A 22,246-nucleotide genomic window follows, 5' to 3' on the forward strand; every position below is an offset into this window, starting at 1 on the left:
GTTACACTGATAGCATTCTTTGCCTGTGTGAATAACCTATGTCAGAAGCTCATCAACTTGCCGAATTCATTCTCTCTCATCCCAACCTAGTTGTCTTAACCGGGGCTGGCGTAAGTACAGATTCAGGCATTCCAGCGTACCGAGATGCCAAAGGTAACTGGCAGCACTCAGCCCCTACTCAGCATAAAGAGTACATGGAGAGCCACTACGCCCGTCAGCGCTACTGGGCACGTAGTTTGATCGGTTGGCCTGCCATTAGGGATGCCGAGCCTAGCGCGGCTCACACAGCACTCTCTGAGCTTGAAGCTATGGGATTTATTCGCTTACTGATCACACAGAATGTCGACCGCTTACACCAGAAGTCCGGCAGCCAAGCCGTTATCGATCTCCATGGTCGGTCTGATCGGGTCAGCTGCATGAGTTGTGCACAGAATTATGATCGCAAAGCTATCCACAGACATACTGAAGCGATCAATCCCCATTTCGAGATCCCTGAGGCTCCCCTTCGCCCCGATGGTGATGCCGATCTAGAAACCCATCTATTTGAAGATTTCTCTGTTCCTGAATGCGAAGCATGTGGAGGAATTTTAAAACCGGATGTTGTCTATTTTGGTGATAACGTCCCGATAGAACGTGTTTTTAGTGCCTTGGATGCACTAGAAGATGCCGATGGTTTACTGAGTGTTGGTAGTTCTTTGATGGTCTATTCAGGATATCGGTTCTGCAAACGCGCCCATGAATGGGGAAAGCCGATCTGTTCTTTAACGATTGGGGTAACGAGGGCAGATCCGCTTCTGAATCTAAAGCTGGACGCTCCGATTGCAGAAACGCTGACCGAAGCGGTAGAGATACTAAAACGAGAAGGTTAAGCAGGGACGGCTAGATCAAAATCCATGTCGTCTAGATGTTCTTTCATTACCTTACGCGCCATGCACACACACTTACCGCACTGACTACCAACCGCAAGCTCTTTGTTTAGATCACGTACGCTTCGCGCGCCTTGATCTACGGCATCACGAACATCACTACAGGTAATATTTTCACAAATACAAACGAACATTGAAACAATAACCAATCTCAATTAAATCGGGTAATGATAATAGTTATCAAATAAGTAACTTTCAATACATTTAACACGAATATTGTTGAAAATTATTCTCATTTAATGGCAATTATTGAATGCTCTTCATAACTCGCCAACTAATTGATTTACTTATTAAATTTATTTTCCAAAATCACACATTAAAAAACTGGTTATTTATTATACAGAATCGCAATGAGAATCTAACTCATTAATCTTTGCAACTTATTGTTTTGTAAGGATTTTTTTGATTTAAGTCAATTTATAAACTAGACTCTTGATCACTTTGAAATTGCTAACCCACACATAGCTGGGCGGTTATTAATAAAGGAGATCCCCCATGCAAGGCGACAAACAAGTCATTAGTCACCTGAACAAGGTTTTGACAAGTGAGCTCACTTCAATCAACCAGTTCTTTCTTCACGCACGTATGTACAAGAACTGGGGCCTAGATGAGCTAAACGGGAAAGCTTATAAAAAGTCCATCAAAGATATGAAACAGGCAGACGATCTAATCGAGCGTATTCTGTTTTTGGAAGGACTACCTAACCTACAACAGTTAGGTCGACTACGCATCGGCGAGCACACTGAAGAGATGCTGCAATGTGATATGGATTTCCAATTGGAGCAACTGATAATTTTGCGTGAAGCAATCGCTTACTGCGAAACTGCGCAAGATTACGTCAGCCGCGATCTGCTGGAAGATATTCTGGAATACGAAGAAGAGCACGTAGACTGGATCGAAACTCAGCAATACCTAATCAGTAATGCAGGTATCGAAAACTATCTGCAATCTCAGATTTAACGGGAGAAGACAATGAAAGGCAATCAAAGAGTCATTGACGCACTAAACGGCCTGCTAGCAATGGAACTAGCAGCAATGGATCAGTACTTCATCCACTCCCGTATGTACGATGATTGGGGCTTACATAAGCTGTTCGAGCGTATCGATCATGAGTTTGATGATGAGAAAGGCCACGCTGCTGCACTGATTGAGCGTATGCTGTTCTTAGAAGGCACACCAGACATGACCACGCGTGATGGTTTTAAAGTTGGTACTGACGTTCCTTCAATGCTTGAGTCAGATCTTCGCGTTGAGTACGAAGTGGACAAAAAGCTTAAAGACGCGATCAAAGTCTGCGAAGAAGAGCAGGACTATGTCAGCCGTGAAATCCTAGAGAAACTTCTGGAAGACACCGAGGAAGATCATGCGTACTGGCTAGAGAAACAGCTAGGTTTGATCAAAAAAATCGGGCTGCCAAACTATCTGCAATCTCAGATGGGCTAATAAGCTTATCCATTAAAGTCATACAAAGGCGCTGTTTATCAGCGCCTTTTCTTTTCCTACCATGAGCCTGCAGCCCCTGCCTTTTTGCGATAAAATTAGCCTATAACTTTTAGGAGAGCAAAACATGGCTAACCGCGCTTGCGCCCGACACATATTGGTTAAAACCCGCGACCAAGCGGAAAGGCTAAAAATGCGCCTAAAGCTAGGCAATGACTTTGGTAAGCTCGCTAAAAAATACTCCCTCTGCCCATCGGGCAAACGCCAAGGTGATCTGGGCGAATTTCGTCGCGGCGAGATGGTAAAACCGTTTGATGATGTCGTATTCAAAAAGCCTCTACATGAAGTACATGGCCCAATAAAGACTAAATTTGGCTGGCACCTAATCGAAACCATTTACCGCAAATAAACTAGGGTTAATCTCCAACGCGTAAGACTTTGTTAAGGTTCGGTCAGTATGATTAAGTTTTTATCTACTACTGACCATAAGCGCCATGCCTAAACTGATTAAAGACTTTCGTGATTACCAATTTGTTTATTACTGGTATGAAAAAGGCACAGGCAAACTTAGCCCTTACCTGCCAACTCTGACACATGCTGAAGAGTGGATTGAACAACACCGCTCAACTCAGTTTAATGGCGTTGATCGTCGCGGACGTGATCAATCATCCATCTATCAACGCCGTGCATCAGACCGAATTTTACGTGTAGATGTCGATATTTCGGTGCAAAAGATTGCTGATCTTAAACAATCTTTTGCAGCCTAAGGCCCTCAAATAAAACTGTATTTCTTGGCTTTATGCAGGTCTAGGCACTGTCACGACATCACCGAAGGTTTGATAATCGGAACCTCCCAGACGTGCTAATGGATCAACCAGCGCCGCATCAATTTTAGGTCGGCCCTGCTGATCTACTTCTACAACCGCATCATCCAACCATATTTTCTCTATACGGCCAAAGATAAGTCGCTGCGGAGCATTACCAATCTCCTGTTGCTGATACAGAGAACAAGACATAGCGATTTTGGGACCTACAATTCTCGGTAGATCAAACCCGTCAACATCTGTTGTTTCCAGATCGCATAGCTCGATTTCCGATTCTCCCCTAGGCAGCGTCACGGAACTATGGGTCACCTTAGTCGCAAGATCTGAACCTGCAATATGAATCACGAACTTTTCAGTATCTGCAATATTGGCGTAAGTATCTTTTGGCGAGCCATCAGGTTTTGAGCCTATAGATAACATGATCAATGGCGGATCACTGCACACTGCTGAAAAGTACGAAAACGGTGCGAGATTGAGTGCACCTTGTTGATTAGAAGAGAGCACCCATGCCACAGGGCGAGGTACCACAACTTGCGTCAGCGCATGATAGACATCTGACTTTTCCATATTCTCTAATTCTAAAAGCATATCCTTACCTGCAATAAAAAAGCCGCTTTCTGTTACCAGAAGCGGCTTTAGTAATCAGACTAACTTCAACAATTACAAAGTTAGAACTTTCTCGCCACGCGCGATACCAGAAACACCTGAACGTACAACTTCCATAATGTTAGACGTACCTAGCGCTTCAATGAAGGCATCCAGCTTACTGCTTGCACCCACCAACTGAACGGTGAAAGTGTTAGGTGTAACATCGATGATAGTACCGCGGAAGATGTCCGCAGTACGCTTGATTTCAGCACGAACAGTACCATTGTTCGCCTTCATCTTAATCATCATCAGCTCACGCTCAAGGTGCTCACCTTCAGTTAAGTCAACAACCTTAACAACATCAATAAGCTTGTTTAGCTGTTTAGTGATCTGCTCAACAACACGGTCATCACCTAGCGTAGTCACTGTTAGACGAGATAATGTCTCATCTTCAGTTGGCGCAACGGTTAAAGACTCAATGTTAAAGTTACGCTGAGAGAACAAACCAACAACACGAGACAGAGCGCCTGGCTCGTTTTCCATCAATACAGAAATGATATGACGCATGATTATGTTCTCTCCGTTTTGCTCAGCCACATGTCACGCATAGAACCACGTGGCACCTGCATTGGGTATACGTGCTCAAACGGATCAACTGCGATATCCATGAATACCATACGATCTTTCATTGCGAATGCTTCACGCATTGCCCCTTCCAGATCTTCATAGCGTTCAACCTTGATACCAACGTGGCCATAAGACTCAACCAGCTTGATAAAGTCAGGAAGCGACTTCATGTATGACTGAGAGTGACGAGATTCATAGTTCATATCTTGCCACTGACGAACCATACCCAAAGATTGGTTATTCAAACAAATAACCTTCAACGGAATATCGTACTGATTAATTGTCGATAGCTCCTGGATATTCATCTGGATACTACCTTCACCTGTTACACATACTACTTCTTCATCAGGGAAGTTCAGCTTAACACCCATAGCAGCCGGAAGACCGAAGCCCATGGTGCCTAGACCGCCAGAGTTAATCCAACGATTTGGCTTGTTAAACTTGTAGTACTGCGCAGCAAACATCTGGTGTTGGCCTACATCAGAACAAACGTAAGCATCGCCATTAGTTACTTTGCTAAGCATCTCGATAACTTGCTGAGGTTTCATCATCTCAGAGTCATCGGTACGGAAACGACCACCGTGACGCGCACGCCATTCGTCGATCTGCTCCCACCAAGCTTGCAGGCTATCAGCGCAAGGCGCTTTCTTAGCAGCCTGAACCTGTTCCAACATCTCTTTAAGTACCGCTTGAGCAGGACCTACAATTGGTACATCAGCTTTGATTGTTTTAGAGATCGAAGCAGGATCAATATCAATATGAACAATCTTAGCTGTTGGACAGAACTTATCAGTACCGTTTGTTACACGATCGTCAAAACGCGCACCAACACACAAAATCATATCGCTGTGGTGCATAGCCATGTTTGCTTCATAGCTACCGTGCATACCCAACATACCGATAAACTGCTTATCCGTACCAGGATAACCACCTAAGCCCATTAGCGTATTCGTTACTGGATAACCCAGTTCCTTAGCCAACGCGATTAGCTGCTCGCTTGCATCGCCTAAAATTACACCGCCACCGGTATAGATCACTGGGCGTTTTGCCGCCAAAAGCATATCTACTGCTTTTTTGATCTGACCCGTATGACCTTTAGCGATCGGATTGTAAGAACGCATTTTAACGCTCTTAGGATATTCGTATTCGTAACGCTCTGTAGGCGTAGTCATATCTTTAGGAATATCGACTACAACCGGACCTGGACGACCACTTTCAGCGATGTGGAATGCTTTCTTAATAATTTCAGGGATCTCTTCCGGACGTTGCACGCTGAAGCTGTGCTTAACTACCGGACGAGAAATACCGATCATGTCGGTTTCCTGGAAAGCATCTTCACCGATCAGGTGTGACATAACCTGACCCGTAATAACCACCATTGGAATAGAATCTGTGTATGCAGTAGCAATACCCGTTACTGCATTGGTTGCGCCTGGACCAGACGTAACTAGCGCCACACCCGCTTTACCGGTAGCTCGTGCGTAAGCATCAGCCATGTGTGTAGCTGCCTGTTCGTGACGGACCAGAATATGTTCGACTTCGTCCTGCGTGAAAATTGCATCGTAGATGTGCAGTAATGCACCACCTGGATAACCGTAGATGTATTTAACGCCTTGATCACGAAGCGCGCGAATTGTCATCTCTGCGCCTGAAAGTAATTCCACTTTTCTCACCCTCTAACGACGTCAGTGTCTCGTTACTGACGAAATTAACAGTTTTTGTTTCTGTAACGTTGAACGTGCCTATACCAGACAATATTTTTGAATCTCTAGCGATCTCACTCTGAACCATTCCAGGGGTAGAGCTGTAGGTTCACGTTCGGGTGTGTGCCGGCGTTGGGGATCGCCCAACCGACAGACCTTTGAGAAACGGCCCTCAGAAAGCTGTCTCCCTGAGCTTCGGGTTGTCCTACGCACTCAAGGCCTCAAAATTCGAGGCGGAAATTATCTCACATAGGTGCTTATTTTTTCAACTAAATTCATGCTGCACCTGCGGAATAGCGGGCGATTCGCGTCAAATACTATGCTCAATTTCCGTATCAGGTTATAGTTTTGCTATACAGAACTCAGAACAGAGCCCTACACTACCCTTCATCGGCTCTGAATGTACGTTTACAGGAGATCCCTATGAGTATCGCTGAGATTAAAAACAAAGAGCGTGTAATCAACGAATTGATGTCTTTTATCCGTAAAGTATTAGTAGAACCGGATATCAGCGAAAAAGCCCTAAAGATTGCACGCGAACACTTGAATGATGAAAACGCTGCTCAAGTGATTGCTGACAAGCTTTCTGCGACGACTAATATCAAGATTCCGCTAGAGCATAGCGAAGCAGATCGCCTGTTTTTGGAAGTTCTGATCGATGTAATTAAGGATGAACAAGCGCTGTATTAAGCGATACTCCTGCAATAAAAAAGGCTGCATCTAGCAGCCTTTTTTATTTGAAATAACAATAGGTTATTTTTTCCCGAGACTAGATATATAGCTCGTTAGCACTTCCAGTTTTTCAGGGTCATTATCCATAAACTGAACATCGACACCGATAAACGTGGTTTCGATACTTTTTTCGTTAGCCGCAAGAGAACTGACATAACCATTCATCTGTGCAACTTTACCGCCTTTGACTTGCTCGATATCCACCACCACTTGCTCAAGCAGGTTAGGAATACCCTCTTCACGCTTCACCATGATCTTAACTTGTTGAAGAGTGATATCTTTAATTGCACAACGAAGTACGCCTGAAGAGATTCGTAACTGAGCCAAGCCTTTTGGCTTTTTCGCCGCTTTTGGCGCTGCAGCGCTTTGGCCGGTCGCCAACATTTGCGCCGCTTTACGGCGTGATGCAGCACTGGATTCGATACGCTTGCCGATATATTTCTTAACTTTTTCAACAAGCTGTAAGTCTTCGAAAGGCTTCCCCATATAATCATTAACACCCGCCTGAATCGCTTTTAGAACGTAATCACGTTCACCGCGGCTGGTTACCATGATAAAAGGGATATCACCGTAGTGTGGCTGCTGCCTTGCCCAATTTAGAAGATCTAAACCAGACATACCTGGCATCTCCCAATCACACAAGATCAGATCATAATTGGTCGTTTCCATTTTCGAACGGCCATCATCACCGTCTTCCGCTGCATCGATCTGATAATCAGGAAAATGCTCTTTCACAATGCGCGAAACATGATCACGAATAAAACGCGCATCATCAACAATCAGCACTTTGATTTGACTCATTCTAGCCCTCTAGTACTTAACAACACTCGCCAAAACTAATTTTAGTTATGGTCAAACAACTGAAATGTTTGTTAGACCTCTTATCCAGAATAGATGATCAATCCCAGAATTTAAATGAATAATTGCTCCAGTAGCCCCAATCAAATGCTAGATTTCACTGAATACGCCCTGCACTGATGACCGGTATAACTAACTGTGGGAACTGCCTTTTTAGCGCCCAAGTCATTTTTTTCAGTTCCGCAGGGGTATTGAAAACAAGCACTGTATCAGTTTCACCATAATAGGGGCCTAACAACTGAGGAAAACCTGATTCACTCTGAAAAACTCCGCGTTGCGACGATCCAGTACACTCAAATACCCCAGCCCGACGAGGAAAAACCCACTTGCCTTTTTGCCAGCGCGGCGCCCCACTCGCTTTCTGGACGAGACAAATTTTTAAACGTTTAAGCACCAGTACATAGAAACGATCTTGCTCCTGCTCAACCATAAAGGCATTGGCCACACTATTACGACCAACACTGGTAGTAACATAACCCCAGTTTTGCGCGCCAGATTGCTTTAGTGCAAAAGCAGTTTTCGATCGATCGGTAGAACGAATGCGATATTGAAAGCGATAATTATCACGCAGATCAGGAGCGTTATGGAGACGGTAAACCGACTCAGCCGATAATGTGCTGAGTAATGGATTGAGGTAATCACTCACCGAGCGAAAGTTACCTCGATTCGTAATATTCAAGGTCAGTGGATAAATTTCAGGCTCAGTTTCTAAAGGCTTCGGCGGGCTCAGCACTGCTGTTTTTTTAATCTGTTTACTCTCTTCCAACTGAGACCGTTCCATCGGCTGGGGAATCGGTTCAGATGAACACCCGATTATTATCGCAGTGAAAAGTAACAACCCCAATTTGCGCAAAATAGCACCCACTTCATTTTTTAGAGTCACCAAGAATAGCCCAATAACTTACTGAATTTCAAAGTGAATACCTTAATTACAAGCACCAATAAAAAAGCCAGTGACTTAGGTGCACTGGCTTTTGGGGTTTCAGCTGTCTAAAAAAAACTTAGCGGAATACAAACTCACCTTGTTCAACATCAACAGCTATTTCAGTACCCGGCGCATAACGACCAGAGAGTATTTCCTGCGCTAATGGGTTCTCAATCCACTGCTGGATCGCTCGTTTTAACGGTCTAGCGCCATAGATAGGCTCAAAACCTACATCCACCAGCTTATCCATTGCAGTTGAGGTTAACGTCAAGCTCAGATCCCGTTCTGCTAAACGGCTCTGTAGGCGCTGTAGTTGGATCTTGGCAATACCCGCCACCTGATTCTTTTTCAGACTATGGAACACCACCACTTCATCAATACGGTTGATTACTTCTGGACGGAAATGACTACCTACCGCCTCCATTACAGCATTCTGCATCAACTGATAATCGTCATCATCACTAAAGTTTTGAATCAGATCAGAGCCCAAGTTCGATGTCATCACCACAATGGTGTTGCGGAAATCAACAGTTCGGCCTTGGCCATCGGTCAGACGCCCATCTTCCAGCACCTGCAGTAAAATATTGAAGACATCTGGATGGGCTTTCTCTACCTCATCCAGCAGCAATACAGAGTAAGGTTTACGTCGCACAGCTTCGGTGAGGTAACCACCCTCTTCGTAGCCCACATAGCCTGGAGGGGCACCGATCAATCGTGCGACCGAGTGCTTTTCCATAAATTCCGACATATCGATACGCACCATCGCTTCCTCTGTATCAAACAGGAAGCTTGCGAGCGCTTTACACAACTCAGTCTTACCTACACCCGTTGGACCTAAGAAAAGGAAAGAGCCATTTGGACGGTTTGGATCGGCTAGACCTGCACGGGAACGACGTACCGCATTAGAGACCGCGATAACCGACTCTTCTTGACCTACCACTCGATCATGCAAGGCTTGCTCCATTCGAAGCAGTTTTTCACGTTCACCTTCCAGCATTTTGCTAACAGGGATTCCGGTCCAGCGTGCTACGACTTCTGCAACCTCCTCTTCAGAAACTTTGTTACGTAGAAGCCTAGCTTCCTGCTGCCCTTGTTCTTCCGCTTCTGAAGCGGCAGCTAACTGTTTTTCTAGCTCTGGAATTTTGCCATATTGGAGTTCTGACATTTTCTGAAGATCGCCAGAACGAGTGTGTTTTTCCAGCTCTATACGTGCTTGATCTAACGTTTCTTTAATCTTTTGCGAACCTTGCAGCGCGAGTTTTTCTGCTTTCCAAACTTCATCTAGGTCAGCAAACTCTTTTTCGACATTATCAATAGTGCTTTCAAGCTCTTTTAAACGCTGTTGAGCAGCACTATCTTTCTCTTTCTTCAGTGCTTCGCGCTCCATTTTCAGCTGGATTAGACGACGCTCGAGGCGATCCATATCTTCCGGCTTAGAATCCATTTCCATGCGGATACGGGATGCAGCTTCATCAATTAAATCAATAGCTTTATCCGGCAACTGTCGATCTGTGATGTAACGCTGCGATAGCTTAGCTGCAGCAATAATCGCAGAATCGGTAATATCAACACCGTGATGCACTTCGTAGCGTTCTTTCAAACCACGAAGAATCGCAATCGTCGATTCCTCATCAGGCTCATCAACGATTACTTTCTGGAAACGACGTTCAAGGGCTGCATCCTTCTCGACATATTGGCGATATTCATCAAGGGTAGTCGCACCAACGCAATGCAGTTCACCACGGGCTAATGCAGGCTTCAGCATATTACCCGCATCCATTGCACCTTCACCTTTACCCGCTCCCACCATGGTATGCAACTCATCGATAAAGAGGATAATTTGCCCTTCTTGTTTGGAAAGTTCGTTCAATACCGCTTTTAGGCGCTCTTCAAACTCACCACGGAACTTAGCGCCCGCAATCAAAGCACCCATATCGAGGGATAAAACTTGCTTACGCTTTAAACCTTCCGGCACTTCGCCATTTACGATTCGTTGAGCTAAGCCTTCCACTATGGCCGTTTTACCTACACCAGGCTCACCAATAAGCACTGGGTTATTTTTGGTACGACGCTGTAAGACCTGAATGGTACGGCGAATTTCGTCATCACGACCGATGACGGGATCTAGTTTGCCTGCCTCTGCTCGCTCAGTAAGATCAATACAGTACTTATCCAAAGCCTGACGATTATCTTCTGCATTGGGGTCCTGCACTGACTCCCCTCCTCGAATTTGATTAATGACCTGATCTAGCTTTTGCGGGATAACGCCCGCCTCTTTTAAACATTTGCCAGCGCTAGATTTATCTTCTGCTAAAACCAACAGGATCAATTCACTCGCGATATATTGATCGCCTTTCTGCTGGGCAAGTTTGTCTGCTTTGTTAAAAACCCGTGCCACATCCTGTGAGAAACGCAATTCGCCATCAGGATTTTGAACTTTAGGTAATTGCCTAACAGTTTGATCTACTTGATTTTTCAGTACGTGAATATTGGCACCCGCTTGCTCTAGCAACGGTGCTGTTCCTTGCTGATCAAGCAATGCACTTAAAAGGTGAATAGGTTCTATGTAGTTATTATCTAACCCAACAGCCAATGATTGAGCATCAGCCAACGCTTCTTGAAGTTTGGATGTAAATTTATCCGGACGCATACAACCTCCATATAGCCTTAAAAGAACCTGTATCTGACAACACAATAGTGTGGTGTTTATGGATACTAAGTTATCGGTATAACAGAGGTATGGGGACAAGTAGGGACCGCTTCAAGGGTTATGCGGTCAGAAATTAGACAGAGCTTATATAAAATAGACAATCATCATGATGGGAGCAGATCTAAAAATCGCTGCTTATTTTCATCAATATATTCTCTTAAGTTTTGCTGCCTAGCATCGGAATCACAAAAGCAGATCAAAATCGTATCTGCATCTAGCTGATAGCCGCTATAGTGATGGTCGCCCACCTCCATATGCGCTTCATCATAGCCATCATTATTTTGCGCTGCACTCTTAAATATGTAGAGCAGTGCTTGCTTGGCCACTGCTAAATGCTTCTTATAATCAACAGGAAAAGTAGAAACTTTAAGTACACCTGACGACAACAGACAGCCCTGCAAGATCAATTCTTGCTCCTGCATTTCACGCCAGATAGTCATTTTCTTTACTCCATTGCAGCAGGTCACTTGCCTGCTGGCGCAGCACCGGTAGAGATATTTCGTTATCAGAACATAAGCAAAGCGCCTGTTCCTGATCGGTAAACATTGAGAGGGTTTGGACTTTAGGGCCGGCGATAACAACGTTACTGACTTCGCCCATAAAAGCAGCTTTTTCAGCCAGTGCTTTAGAAAGCTTATTGACGCTTTTCAGCAAGGCTTTTCGAGACTTACTATCTATATTGGAACAGAGAATCTCTTGATTTTCATCGAGGTGCATAGCCCCTAATACACCGCGTTTATTCATCGCGGCATCAAGCAGGGTCTCTTCATAAACAGGTTTATAGAAATCTAAGGAGAAACCATTATTACCTAACAAACGATCACAAAGCTCATCCCATTGGACATTTAGTTCTACAGCAGAAATTAACTCTTCAACAATCCCCAAAACAGCACGGGGATCTCGGGCGTCAAGAAACATCACCGTTGCCATCAATCCCATTTCCCTAACACACGCCTGATACTCTTGAATGGGAGGGTTTGGCTCTACATCTGAGTGAGTAACCGCAATAATTAAGCGACGCTTTTGAATATATTCACGGAACTCTTTTGCGTAGAAACGGATATCGCGGAAAGGATCTTTTCGAGTGTTATCCACCAGCAAAACCATGCCAATGGCATCGTGTGCAAATTCGCAAGCCAACATCTCCCACATAAAGCGGAAACGCTCTTGGCCTGGCGTGCCGTAGAGGTGTACACGCGCTTGATCATGCAGATCCAGTACACCGTAATCCATAGCTATTGTGGTATTTTTCTTACGGCGAACCGTCACATCACTGGCACGCGCATCGGTATCCAGTGTTTCAATATCACTTAAGGATCGAATAGCTGTAGATTTACCTGAACACACCGACCCTGTAAAAAGGATCTTGTAGTTTTGCATGCACGCTTTCCTTGTCTAGATCAGAAGGTAACTGCAGTTTACAACTCGCTACCTGAACCAAAGCTAAAAATTTCCCCTATCTATACAACTAGTCCAGTCTGAGCAGATTGCAACTCAAGCATCCATTGTGCAGCGCAAAATAGCAATTATTACAAAGTCGACATCAGGTTATAGATTAATCGTAATCAACCCCTAACCAATACAGATTACTAAAGAAGAGAGCATAAAGAGCTAAGACTCTAGTTTCTTAGCAACCTGCTCTCTTAGGAAAGAGGTATGCACTTCACGAATATGCTTTCGTACCAAAGCAATATTAGAATCTTTTGCCGATAGGCAAACCAAAATCAATCCAGGCTTTAATTGATAGCCACTAATACGACGGTCACCGATCTCCAAATGAGACTCATTGTGTTTGGTTCGCATCTTCGCAACATTGGAAAACACATAGCTAAAAGCTTGCCTGCCTATAGTCGCATGATTTTTATATTCGGCTGGAAAACTGGATGCGAGAATTTCTTTGCCACTCAACACCATACTGCATTCAATTACCCCAGGTTTATCGACCTGCGTCAGTAGCTCAATCATGTATGGCTCCACTGCAATAGGTCAGAGGCTTGCTGTTTAACCACATTCAAGCTTAAGCCTCGATCAGAACACAAACCTAAAGCCTGCTCTTTTTCGACAAACACAGATAAGGTTTCTTGATTAGGCCCACATAAGACCAAATCATCTATGCGCCCCATAAAGGCTGCTTTATTTTCTAAAGCAGCCACCAGATTCACCATAGAGCGTAACAGCTCTTTATTTTGCTGATTTCTGACGCTAGCACTCAATACTTTACGGTCGGCGCCCAAATGCATTGCACCCGTAATACCGCGGGTATTCATTGCGGCATCCATAAGGGAAACATTATCAATAGCATGCTCTTCTGGTCTCTTGTCTTCGGCCAGATCGTCATCAGAATCAGGCATTGTACTATTGACCTCTAGACGCTTACCCATGCCTTTCCAATCAATCCCTTTCTCAAGGCTACCCACAAGCTCTTTCACAACTTTTAAAACCGACGTGGGATCACGAGCATCAATAAACACGACTGTGGTAAATAAGCCCATGGCCTTTAATTCACTCATGTAATAATCATAATCCGGATCAGGCTCTAAATCTGAGTGAGTCACAGCAATGATCAAGCGACGACGAATGATAAAGTCGCGAAATTCTTCGACATAGAAACGGATATCTTTGAAAGGGTCATTACGTGTATTGTCCACCATGAGGATCAACGCTTCAGCATCATGCACCAAATCGCTCATCATAAGCTGCCACATAAACTTGAAACGTTCTTGTCCCGGCGTTCCGTATAAATGCAGTTTAGAAGTGCTGTTTAACTCCAGTATTCCATAATCCATGGCTATGGTAGTTTTTTGCTTCCTGCGGATAGCTGAATCACTGACATTCGCATCGGTATCGACGGTTTCAATATCACTCAACGAGCGGATTGCTGTCGTTTTTCCTGAACAGACAGAACCAGTGAATAAAACTTTATAATCAGACATCTAAATCCCTCTGTGCTCTATAAAGCTATTTGAGCAATAAACCCTGTCACCAGGTCAATTCGATAAGCACCATCAACTAGCCAGAACCGCGATTAAAATAGGGCTTGATTAGATAGACTCGTAATTAACTAATTCTTAGCCGAAACCACGAAAGTTTCAACCATTCCAGCAGGATAACTCTCCGTTTAATCTCTATCCCAATCCTCACGATTACCCAAGCCTGACGTCTTATTCACATCAGAGTCCACAAAAGCAATCCCAATGTTTGTCACTCTGAAATGAGAATATTTAGGCTATATTTTTAGATACATGGAAAACACTAAGTTACAAAAAGGTTATAACCTTACTCTATACAGGTAATTGCAATAACGATCTTCTCAGTATATTAATGGGTTCTTTACTACCTGAATAATAAATACAAAAAAGTAAGGTGTGAGATGTACATCCGATTTAATGATATTTCAGAACTTGTTTCTGTAATCGGAGGCGAAACGCTCAAGGATCAAGAGCATTGGTTAATTTTTCTTGCTGATAAACATCAAGATGACCTCGACCATTTAGTCGAACAACTGAATCTTATAGGGTGCAGATTCTTTGGCGCAGTATTTCCCGGCTTAATCCACGGAAAGCGCATGCTCTATGAAGGCGCTCTAGCCATTAAGGTCAATTGCCTTAGTCCTCCCGTTGTTTTGCCGATGCCTTCAGAAGAAGAAAGAATTTCAGACCTACCGTCCTATAACGATATTCCTGAAGAAGGCGCTACTTGCCTGACCTTGGTTGATTGCTTATCCCCACAAATCGACAACCTGCTTAACCAACTTTACAACCGCTATAGCAAACGCTGTAGCTACTTTGGTGCTGGCGCAGGAAACCACGACCTAAAAGCCGACGCCTGCATTTTTGGGCCTTGGGGTACGCAGCTAGATGCAGCATTAGTCGCAATTATCGACCAAACCAGTCGCAGTGTTGCAAAACACGGCTGGGTTAGACATTCAGGGCCATTTGTTGCTAGCAGAACCACGGGCAACGTCCTTCACGAACTAGATTGGGAAGATGCAGAAACCGCTTACCGGAATTCTCTTCCATCTAAACTACAAAGGACTCCGGCCGAACGTTTTTACAAAGATGTAACACCTAGATATCCGTTTGCAGTTGAACACCCTGGTGCAGAAGATGTGGTTCGAGACCCAATCGCACTCTGTGGCAATAACGACGTGATGTTTTTATCAGATATCCCTCAAGGGGCGCTCATGTACCTAGTAGAAGGCACCCCTGAACATTTAATAGAAGCGGCCAGAGAAGCGGTTGAAGAAACAATGTCGACCAACACATCTGGGGTTTTAGTCTGTGACTGTTTATCACGAACGGTTGCGTTAGACAGTCAATTTCCAACAGAACTACGCACAGTTTACGAGCAAGTAAACAAAATAAACCCAGGCACGGATGTCTCCGGTATATTAGCCTTAGGTGAAATAGCAAGTAACGGCGAGCGTCCGGTAAACTTCTATAATAAAACCTTCGGCATATGCAGTTTCTATGAGTAAAACCCCAACAGACTTAAGGTCTGATATACAGCGGATGTACGAATTATCATTGGCTGTAGGTAATAGCCTAGACCCTGATCAGGTATGCCAAGAATTCACTGCATCACTCATGCGTCAAAGTGAAATTACGTTTCTTGGCATATGGCTATTACCGGAAAAATTTACTCAATCGATCCAAGAATATAATCTTTATTTCGCTTTTCCTTTTAGCCGTTCAAAAGAAACTAAGCTTCCCTTCAACCACCCTGCTATTTCACTTCAAGATGATGAGGACTTTTGTTGCTACGATTTAGCGACAGCATCGTCTGAACAACTCGCAGAGAAACACTGTACAGAGGGAAGTGCTGCTATATTTCGCTTGGGGGCGTTAGGCTACGTTCGCTTGTTGCGCGACGATAGTTACTTCACGCAAAAAGAGCTACGACAATTAAGACCAATCATCGAAAAACTATTTGTTGCTTTAGGTGGAGCTCTAGCATACAAACAACTCCATAAAGAACGCTCTTTCCTCGATTCTTTAATCGACACCATACCAGAACTGGTATGGCTAAAAGACCCAAAGGGCACTTACCTTGCCTGCAACACTCGCTTTGAAGAATTCTTTGGTGCTTTGGAGCATGAGATAGTTGGTAAATCAGACTACGACTTTGTCGATAAAGAACTCGCTGACTCTTTCCGTAAGCATGACCTAGCAACGCTAGAAATTGATAGGACCAATACATTCCAAGAGTGGGTCACATTTGCTAATGACGGTCACCGAGCTCTGCTGGAAACAACCAAAACCCCTATGAAATCAGCGTCGGGAGATATCATTGGCGTATTAGGCGTAAGTCATGAAATCACCCAGCTACACGAAGCACAGCAAGCGTTAAGCACCAGCGAAGCAATATTCCGTAGCTATTTTGAGCTCGGTTTAATTGGAATGGCATTGATTACAACGGACGGCGACTGGATCCAAACCAACACTTATCTTTGCGAAATGCTTGGATACGAGCCTGAACACCTACAAATCACTCCGCTATTAGAACTGATCCATCCAGATGACCAAACCAATTTCAAACTGATGTGTGAAAGTTTACTTAATGACGATACTGACCATGTCCGTCATGAGCTCCGGTTAATCAGTTACTCTGGTCCCGTTGTGCACACCGAGATAGCGATGAGTGCGCAAGAAAGCACAGAAGGTAAGATCAACCACTTCGTCACGCTCATTTCCGATATTTCTGAACGCAAACGCACCGAACAACAACTTAGACTAGCAGCTAGTGTATTCGAACATGCCAGCGAAGGTGTGATGATCACCAATGAGCAAGGGATCATTCTGGATGTAAATAACGCCTTTTATCAGTTAACCGGCTACAACGCCGCTGAAGTTATTGGGCTCTCTCCCAGCATATTAAAATCAGGCCATCACAGTGAAGAATTTTTCGCTGCCATGTGGCAGAGTCTCAGACAAAATGGGCACTGGCGCGGCGAAGTGTGGAATCGCAACAAATCGGGAGAAATTTACGCAGAACTACTTAATATTGCTGCGGTAAAAAGCCCCAACGGAGATACCACTCATTACGTAAGTATCTTCTCCGATATTACGCAGCTCAAAGAGCATCAACATCAATTAGAAAAGATGGCGCATTTTGATGCCCTAACTCAACTACCCAACCGCGTCTTGCTCTCAGACCGCTTACAAACAGCACTACAACATTGTAAACAGCATAAGCAAATGATGGCGGTTGCTTATATAGATTTAGACGAATTCAAACCTATTAATGACACTTATGGCCATGATGTTGGCGATATGCTTCTAGTCGAAGCGGCAAAGCGCATGCAGAAGACGTTAGGCCCCGAGCAGGTTATTGCGCGACTCGGTGGCGATGAATTTGTTGTAATCTTAACGCAACTAAAAAATGTCACGCACTGCCAAGGGATTTTGGCGAATTTAAACCGAACTCTGGCAAGACCTTTCCAAATAAAGCAGCGTAATCTCTCGATATCAGCCAGTATAGGCGCGACACTTTATCCAGATGATGATTCCGACGCAGATACCATGATCCGCCATGCGGATCAGGCAATGTATACCGCTAAGCAAACTGGCCGCAACCGCTACCACTTCTTTGATCCTGCTGTAGATAGACAAACTCAAGACCAACATAAAGCACAAGATGAGATCCATGAAGCACTTATAAATCGGGAATTTGTGCTGTTTTATCAGCCGAAGATCAACATGCAAACAGGTGAAGTTTATGGTGTTGAAGCACTAATTCGCTGGCAGCATCCGACTCTAAATTTACTACCCCCAGATAGCTTTTTGCCACATATTACTAACTCTGATCTTGCTACAAAGTTAGGCTCTTGGGTGATGAACGAAGCGATACGACAGCTTCGAGTCTGGAGAGCCGCCGGGCTCAAACTATCCACCAGCATCAACATTTCGGCCGAGCATTTACAAAACCCAGCGTTTCCTGAGCAATTAGCCGACCTACTGGCTAAATACCCGGAGGTTCCGCCAGAAGCAATCGAGTTAGAAGTATTAGAAACCACAGCGTTTAACGATGTCAGCGCAGCTTGCGACATCATCGATAAATGTCACAAATTAGGGATAAAGTTTGCCTTAGACGACTTTGGCACAGGCTATTCATCTCTTACATATCTACGCAAGATTCCTGCTGATACAGTAAAAATTGATCGTAGCTTTGTTATGGATATGCTGGACGATGATGAAGACAAAACAATTGTTGAAGGGATTATTGGCTTGGGCAAAGCCTTTAATCGTGGAGTCATAGCCGAGGGGGTGGAAAGCCCTGAGCATGGGCGCTGCCTGATGGCATTAGGCTGCCACCATGCGCAAGGTTATGGCATCGCTAAACCGATGCCAGCAGATCTGATCCCAGATTGGCTAGCCGCGTTTAATCTGAGCCAACATTGGAAGTAAACAAGTCGAATCAGCTTATTTCGAAATCAAAATACTGATTCGGAAATGGCTCATCCTGCAAAGTAAAATGCCACCACTCTTGATGGAAAGGCACAAAGCCATGCTGGACCATCACTCCCTGCAGTAACATTCGATTCGCTCGCGCCTGCGCAGATGCTATGTTTGAATCAAACCAAGATTCGGGGCCAAAGAAATCAAATTCTGTGCCCATATCGAGTTCTGCCTTGGAATCTAAATCGATCAATGTCAGATCAACCGTGCTTCCCCGAGTGTGGCTGGAATGCCGGATAAGATACCCTTTGCTAAACAGTTCCGGACGCTGCAATGTAGGAAAGAATCGCTCCTGTGTGTTACTAGCACCGTCTTGATCACACCAAGCAATAAACTGATCAACTGAACGCTGAGGTCGGTAGGCATCAAATACTTTTAGCCCCAAACCAAATTCAGCCAATGAGTGTTGAACCCTTTGCAAAGCTAATGCTGCAGGTTTTGTTAACAGGCAAGTCTCGCTCAGATAACCGCAAATTGTCTCACCAACAAAGTTATCGCCGGTAAAATATTTAAGATCGATAACGATGCTGGAGTCGACTTCTAAGAGATCAACAAAGAGTTCAGGCTTAGTAGTAATTAAATCCACGTTATTCAATCCAGATCAGACTTGCCATTCGGCCTGTTACACCATCTCGACGATAGGAATAAAACCGCTCAGCATCAGTATAGGTGCAATACTCACCGCCAGAGACAATACTTACACCTACAGCATTTAGCCTTTGACGAGCTAACTGATAGATATCTGCTAGATACTTGTCTGCTGAACCGACAACAGGGGTAAAAGCTTGACCAGCCTGCGCCTGAACCGCGACAAATTGATCTCGCACCTCTTTCCCTACTTCGAATGCATCTGGACCTATAGCCGGGCCTAGCCAAACATGTAGATTTTCTGGCTCATCAAAGCCCGCGACCGCTTGCTCCAAAATGCCATCAAGCAGCCCTCGCCAGCCGGCATGTACTGCAGCAACACGTTTACCATTACCATCAGCAAACAATACTGGAAGACAATCAGCCGTCATCACAATGCATGCCTGACCCGTTTCTTGGCTCCAGCATCCATCAGCTTCACGACAAACATCATCATTCTGAGCTTCGATCAGATTAACTCCGTGAACTTGCGATAACCACTGAGGGTTACGCGATAAGCCCAGTTCAGTAATCACTGCTTGCCGGTTTTGTTTGACATGCTCAGGATCATCTTTAACGTGATCCCCCAGATTTAATCCTTGATAAACACCACGACTCACACCATCGATACGTGTAGTCGTACACGCCTTAACCCCTTGAGGCGCATTCCAATCTGGGAGAATAAATTGCATTTAATTACACCATCTCATCTGCATGAGCATCTAAGTCGGCTTGAAGTAACGATAAAAGATGTTCAAAGTCATCAGGAAGATCAACTTCCCAAGAAACCAGTTCGCCCGTCTCTGGATGCCAGAGCTCCAGCTTTTTGGCATGAAGAGCCTGGCGTTTAAAGTCGCGAAGGCCTTCAATCATCTCATCGCTACAACCTTTAGGTAGACGGAAACGGCCACCATAAAGCTGATCACCTACGAGAGGATAATTAATATGCGACATGTGCACACGAATTTGATGGGTACGGCCCGTTTCAAGCTTCAATCGGATATGGGTATGGGCACGCATTTTCTTTAATACGCGATAGTGCGTGGTAGCTTCTTTACCTACACCAACAACAGCCATTTTTTGGCGATTTTTACCATGGCGACCCATAGGCTCATCAACCGTACCACCACCGGTCATCACACCGTGAACTACAGCTTCATATTCACGCCCCATCGAACGCTCTTGCAACTGATCGACCAGTTCCGTTTGAGCCGCAATGGTCTTAGCGATCACCATCAATCCTGTAGTGTCCATATCCAAGCGGTGAACAATACCTGCTCGCGGTACTTGTGCAATATCAGGACAGTGGAACAGCAGTGCGTTTAGTAAGGTACCATCACGGTGACCGACAGCCGGATGCACTACCAAGCCAGCAGGCTTATTAACTACTAAGATATGATCGTCTTCGTACACGATATTCAGAGGTATATCCTGCGGCTTATGATCTTCGATCATCTCCAGCTGAGTATCGATAACAATGGTTTCCCCCCCCAACAATTTATCTCGGGGACGTTTTACCTCACCATCAACTTTAACTGAACCGTCTTTAATCCAGCCCTGCAAACGTGAGCGGGAATAATCGGGAAACAGCTGTGCTACCGCTTGATCCAAGCGTTTACCAACAAGATCATCTTCGATGCGCGCTTCTAAATGTATTTGATCAGACATTCGAACCTGTTAGAACTTTCTAAATTGATATGTCTGGGTCTGTTAACAGGCCCTATCAGTTATGGTTAAATAGGCCGTTGAATTGCATATAGCCTCTTTCTGCCCAGTATAACCGTTCGGGCAAGAGACTACACCGGGATTAATATAAAGATGCGTATTACCAAGAGTCTTATTGTTGCTTTATTCTGTCTAATGACAGCAGCCTGTTCATGGTTTGAAGACGTTCAAGAATATCCAGATGTTCCTGAACAGCAATTATACCAAGAAGCAATCACTGCTTTGGACAACGAAAGCTTCGATGTAGCGATCGAAAAATTCCAACTTCTAGAAGCTCGTTACCCATTTGGCCGTTTTTCTGAACAAGCGCAATTAGAATTAGTTTACGCTTACTTTAAAAACTATGAGCCTGAAGCAGCGCGAGCAGCAGCTGATCGCTTCATACGCTTACACCCGAATCATGACAACATTGATTACGCATATTACCTAAAAGGTTTGACCGCGTTTGAACAAGATATCAATTGGATTACACAATACCTTCCAATTGATGAAACTAAACGTGATCCTGGTGCAGCCCTAGATTCTTTTGAGAGCTTCTCGACTCTCGTAAGCCGCTATCCTGATAGCCAATACGCTCCTGATGCGCAAAAGCGTATGGTTTACCTAAAAAACCGCCTAGCCGCATACGAAGTTCATGTAGGCCGTTACTACATCCAGCGCGAAGCTTTTGTAGCTGCAGCTAACCGCGGTCGCTATGTAATTGAAAACATGCAGGAAACGCCTGCTGTACCTGACGCATTGGCTGTCATGATCGAAGCTTATACCCACTTAGGTCAACAGGACCTTGCTGCAGATACGCAAGCGGTATTAGCAAAGAACTTCCCAAATTACCAATACACACCTATTTATAAAGGTGAAAAAACCCTATTTGATGCTGCAACATTTGACCTGTTTAGCGACGCTAAAGAGGTACCTGTGGCAACTCCTGTTCGTATGAATGAAAGCACTGACGCACCTAAACCTGATCGATCTCTCTTCAGCACCGTAACTTTCGGTGTGTTTGATGATGAAGATGAGGAACAGAAGAAATAACGTAGAAAAACATAAAGGCACCTAAAAGGTGCCTTTTTGCTTCTTAGGGAACCATAAAGAGATATAAGAGAG

At 44.5% G+C, this 22,246-nt stretch carries 23 protein-coding genes; 9 read left to right on the forward strand and 14 right to left on the reverse strand.

Features of this window, described 5'->3' with window-relative positions:
• Positions 1–38 precede the first annotated feature (38 nt).
• Entirely contained in the window at positions 39–869 is an 831-nt protein-coding gene (locus tag ACMXYV_RS16185; RefSeq protein ID WP_415889468.1) for an NAD-dependent protein deacetylase, read from the forward strand.
• On the opposite strand, the gene ACMXYV_RS16190 is transcribed toward ACMXYV_RS16185, so the two are convergent.
• Complete coding sequence (locus ACMXYV_RS16190) at positions 866–1,060, reverse strand: (2Fe-2S)-binding protein (RefSeq protein ID WP_415882655.1); 195 nt, start codon at positions 1,058–1,060, stop codon at positions 866–868. The genes ACMXYV_RS16185 and ACMXYV_RS16190 overlap by 4 nt on opposite strands.
• Positions 1,061–1,421: 361 nt before the next feature.
• Between ACMXYV_RS16190 and bfr (ACMXYV_RS16195) the strand changes: the two genes are divergently transcribed.
• The 4 genes from bfr (ACMXYV_RS16195) (at position 1,422) to ACMXYV_RS16210 (ending at position 3,133) form a co-directional block, all read left to right on the forward strand.
• Entirely contained in the window at positions 1,422–1,886 is a 465-nt protein-coding gene (gene bfr / locus ACMXYV_RS16195) for a bacterioferritin (protein ID WP_415889469.1), read from the forward strand.
• 12 nt (positions 1,887–1,898) lie between these two features.
• The gene (bfr, locus tag ACMXYV_RS16200) at positions 1,899–2,369 is read left to right on the forward strand and encodes a bacterioferritin (RefSeq protein ID WP_415889470.1); all 471 of its coding nucleotides are present in this window, start codon (positions 1,899–1,901) and stop codon (positions 2,367–2,369) included.
• Between the two features lie 124 nt (positions 2,370–2,493).
• Positions 2,494–2,775: a peptidylprolyl isomerase gene (locus ACMXYV_RS16205; protein ID WP_415889471.1), complete on the forward strand. Its 282-nt coding sequence runs from the start codon at positions 2,494–2,496 to the stop codon at positions 2,773–2,775.
• Between the two features lie 85 nt (positions 2,776–2,860).
• Positions 2,861–3,133 (forward strand): hypothetical protein, encoded by a 273-nt coding sequence (locus ACMXYV_RS16210; RefSeq protein ID WP_415889472.1) that lies wholly within the window; start codon positions 2,861–2,863, stop codon positions 3,131–3,133.
• A 30-nt stretch (positions 3,134–3,163) separates the two neighbouring features.
• On the opposite strand, the gene ACMXYV_RS16215 is transcribed toward ACMXYV_RS16210, so the two are convergent.
• The 3 genes from ACMXYV_RS16215 to ACMXYV_RS16225 all read right to left on the reverse strand — a co-directional run bounded on the left by ACMXYV_RS16215 (position 3,164) and on the right by ACMXYV_RS16225 (position 6,069).
• Positions 3,164–3,778 carry a flavin reductase family protein gene (locus ACMXYV_RS16215; RefSeq protein WP_415889473.1) on the reverse strand — a complete coding sequence of 205 codons (615 nt, stop codon included), beginning with the start codon at positions 3,776–3,778 and terminating at the stop codon, positions 3,164–3,166.
• Positions 3,779–3,850: 72 nt separating this feature from the next.
• Positions 3,851–4,345: an acetolactate synthase small subunit gene (ilvN, locus tag ACMXYV_RS16220; protein WP_415882661.1), complete on the reverse strand. Its 495-nt coding sequence runs from the start codon at positions 4,343–4,345 to the stop codon at positions 3,851–3,853.
• Positions 4,346–4,347: 2 nt separating this feature from the next.
• Positions 4,348–6,069, reverse strand: a complete 1,722-nt coding sequence (locus ACMXYV_RS16225) for an acetolactate synthase 3 large subunit (protein ID WP_415889474.1) — start codon at positions 6,067–6,069, stop codon at positions 4,348–4,350.
• Between the two features lie 462 nt (positions 6,070–6,531).
• On the opposite strand from ACMXYV_RS16225, the gene ACMXYV_RS16230 reads away from it, so the two are divergent.
• Complete coding sequence (locus ACMXYV_RS16230; RefSeq protein WP_415889475.1) at positions 6,532–6,798, forward strand: hypothetical protein; 267 nt, start codon at positions 6,532–6,534, stop codon at positions 6,796–6,798.
• 63 nt (positions 6,799–6,861) lie between these two features.
• On the opposite strand, the gene ACMXYV_RS16235 is transcribed toward ACMXYV_RS16230, so the two are convergent.
• From ACMXYV_RS16235 to ACMXYV_RS16265, 7 genes are all read right to left on the reverse strand, one after another.
• A complete protein-coding gene (locus ACMXYV_RS16235; protein WP_415889476.1) occupies positions 6,862–7,641 on the reverse strand; it encodes a response regulator in 780 nt (259 codons plus the stop codon).
• A 154-nt stretch (positions 7,642–7,795) separates the two neighbouring features.
• Positions 7,796–8,581: a hypothetical protein gene (locus tag ACMXYV_RS16240; protein WP_415889477.1), complete on the reverse strand. Its 786-nt coding sequence runs from the start codon at positions 8,579–8,581 to the stop codon at positions 7,796–7,798.
• Positions 8,582–8,699: 118 nt separating this feature from the next.
• Complete coding sequence (gene clpB, locus ACMXYV_RS16245) at positions 8,700–11,273, reverse strand: ATP-dependent chaperone ClpB (RefSeq protein ID WP_415889478.1); 2,574 nt, start codon at positions 11,271–11,273, stop codon at positions 8,700–8,702.
• A 164-nt stretch (positions 11,274–11,437) separates the two neighbouring features.
• The gene (locus ACMXYV_RS16250; protein ID WP_415889479.1) at positions 11,438–11,773 is read right to left on the reverse strand and encodes a hypothetical protein; all 336 of its coding nucleotides are present in this window, start codon (positions 11,771–11,773) and stop codon (positions 11,438–11,440) included.
• A complete protein-coding gene (locus ACMXYV_RS16255) occupies positions 11,757–12,713 on the reverse strand; it encodes a GTP-binding protein (RefSeq protein ID WP_415889480.1) in 957 nt (318 codons plus the stop codon). The genes ACMXYV_RS16250 and ACMXYV_RS16255 overlap by 17 nt, the downstream gene beginning before the upstream one ends.
• A gap of 231 nt (positions 12,714–12,944) precedes the next feature.
• A complete protein-coding gene (locus tag ACMXYV_RS16260) occupies positions 12,945–13,298 on the reverse strand; it encodes a hypothetical protein (RefSeq protein ID WP_415889481.1) in 354 nt (117 codons plus the stop codon).
• Entirely contained in the window at positions 13,295–14,266 is a 972-nt protein-coding gene (locus ACMXYV_RS16265; RefSeq protein WP_415889482.1) for a GTP-binding protein, read from the reverse strand. Before ACMXYV_RS16265 ends, ACMXYV_RS16260 begins: the two co-directional genes overlap by 4 nt.
• A gap of 437 nt (positions 14,267–14,703) precedes the next feature.
• On the opposite strand from ACMXYV_RS16265, the gene ACMXYV_RS16270 reads away from it, so the two are divergent.
• Both ACMXYV_RS16270 and ACMXYV_RS16275 read left to right on the forward strand, forming a co-directional pair.
• Positions 14,704–15,810 (forward strand): FIST signal transduction protein, encoded by a 1,107-nt coding sequence (locus ACMXYV_RS16270; RefSeq protein WP_415889483.1) that lies wholly within the window; start codon positions 14,704–14,706, stop codon positions 15,808–15,810.
• Positions 15,803–18,739: an EAL and GGDEF domain-containing protein gene (locus tag ACMXYV_RS16275; protein WP_415889484.1), complete on the forward strand. Its 2,937-nt coding sequence runs from the start codon at positions 15,803–15,805 to the stop codon at positions 18,737–18,739. Before ACMXYV_RS16270 ends, ACMXYV_RS16275 begins: the two co-directional genes overlap by 8 nt.
• A 10-nt stretch (positions 18,740–18,749) precedes the next feature.
• Here the strand turns inward: ACMXYV_RS16275 and ACMXYV_RS16280 are convergent, their stop codons facing one another.
• From ACMXYV_RS16280 to rluD, 3 genes are read right to left on the reverse strand one after another with little or no spacing between them, the layout of a single operon-like run.
• A complete protein-coding gene (locus tag ACMXYV_RS16280) occupies positions 18,750–19,376 on the reverse strand; it encodes a M15 family metallopeptidase (protein ID WP_415889485.1) in 627 nt (208 codons plus the stop codon).
• 1 nt (position 19,377) lies between these two features.
• Positions 19,378–20,109 (reverse strand): peptidoglycan editing factor PgeF, encoded by a 732-nt coding sequence (gene pgeF, locus ACMXYV_RS16285; protein ID WP_415889486.1) that lies wholly within the window; start codon positions 20,107–20,109, stop codon positions 19,378–19,380.
• Positions 20,110–20,113: 4 nt separating this feature from the next.
• Positions 20,114–21,085, reverse strand: coding sequence for a 23S rRNA pseudouridine(1911/1915/1917) synthase RluD (gene rluD / locus ACMXYV_RS16290; RefSeq protein WP_415889487.1), 972 nt, complete (start codon positions 21,083–21,085; stop codon positions 20,114–20,116).
• Between the two features lie 150 nt (positions 21,086–21,235).
• Between rluD and ACMXYV_RS16295 the strand changes: the two genes are divergently transcribed.
• Positions 21,236–22,174, forward strand: a complete 939-nt coding sequence (locus tag ACMXYV_RS16295; protein WP_415889488.1) for an outer membrane protein assembly factor BamD — start codon at positions 21,236–21,238, stop codon at positions 22,172–22,174.
• The last annotated feature ends 72 nt before the right edge of the window (positions 22,175–22,246 follow it).

It is taken from the genome of Neptuniibacter sp. SY11_33, from assembly GCF_047778025.1.
In the GTDB taxonomy this organism is placed as follows: domain Bacteria; phylum Pseudomonadota; class Gammaproteobacteria; order Pseudomonadales; family Balneatricaceae; genus Neptuniibacter.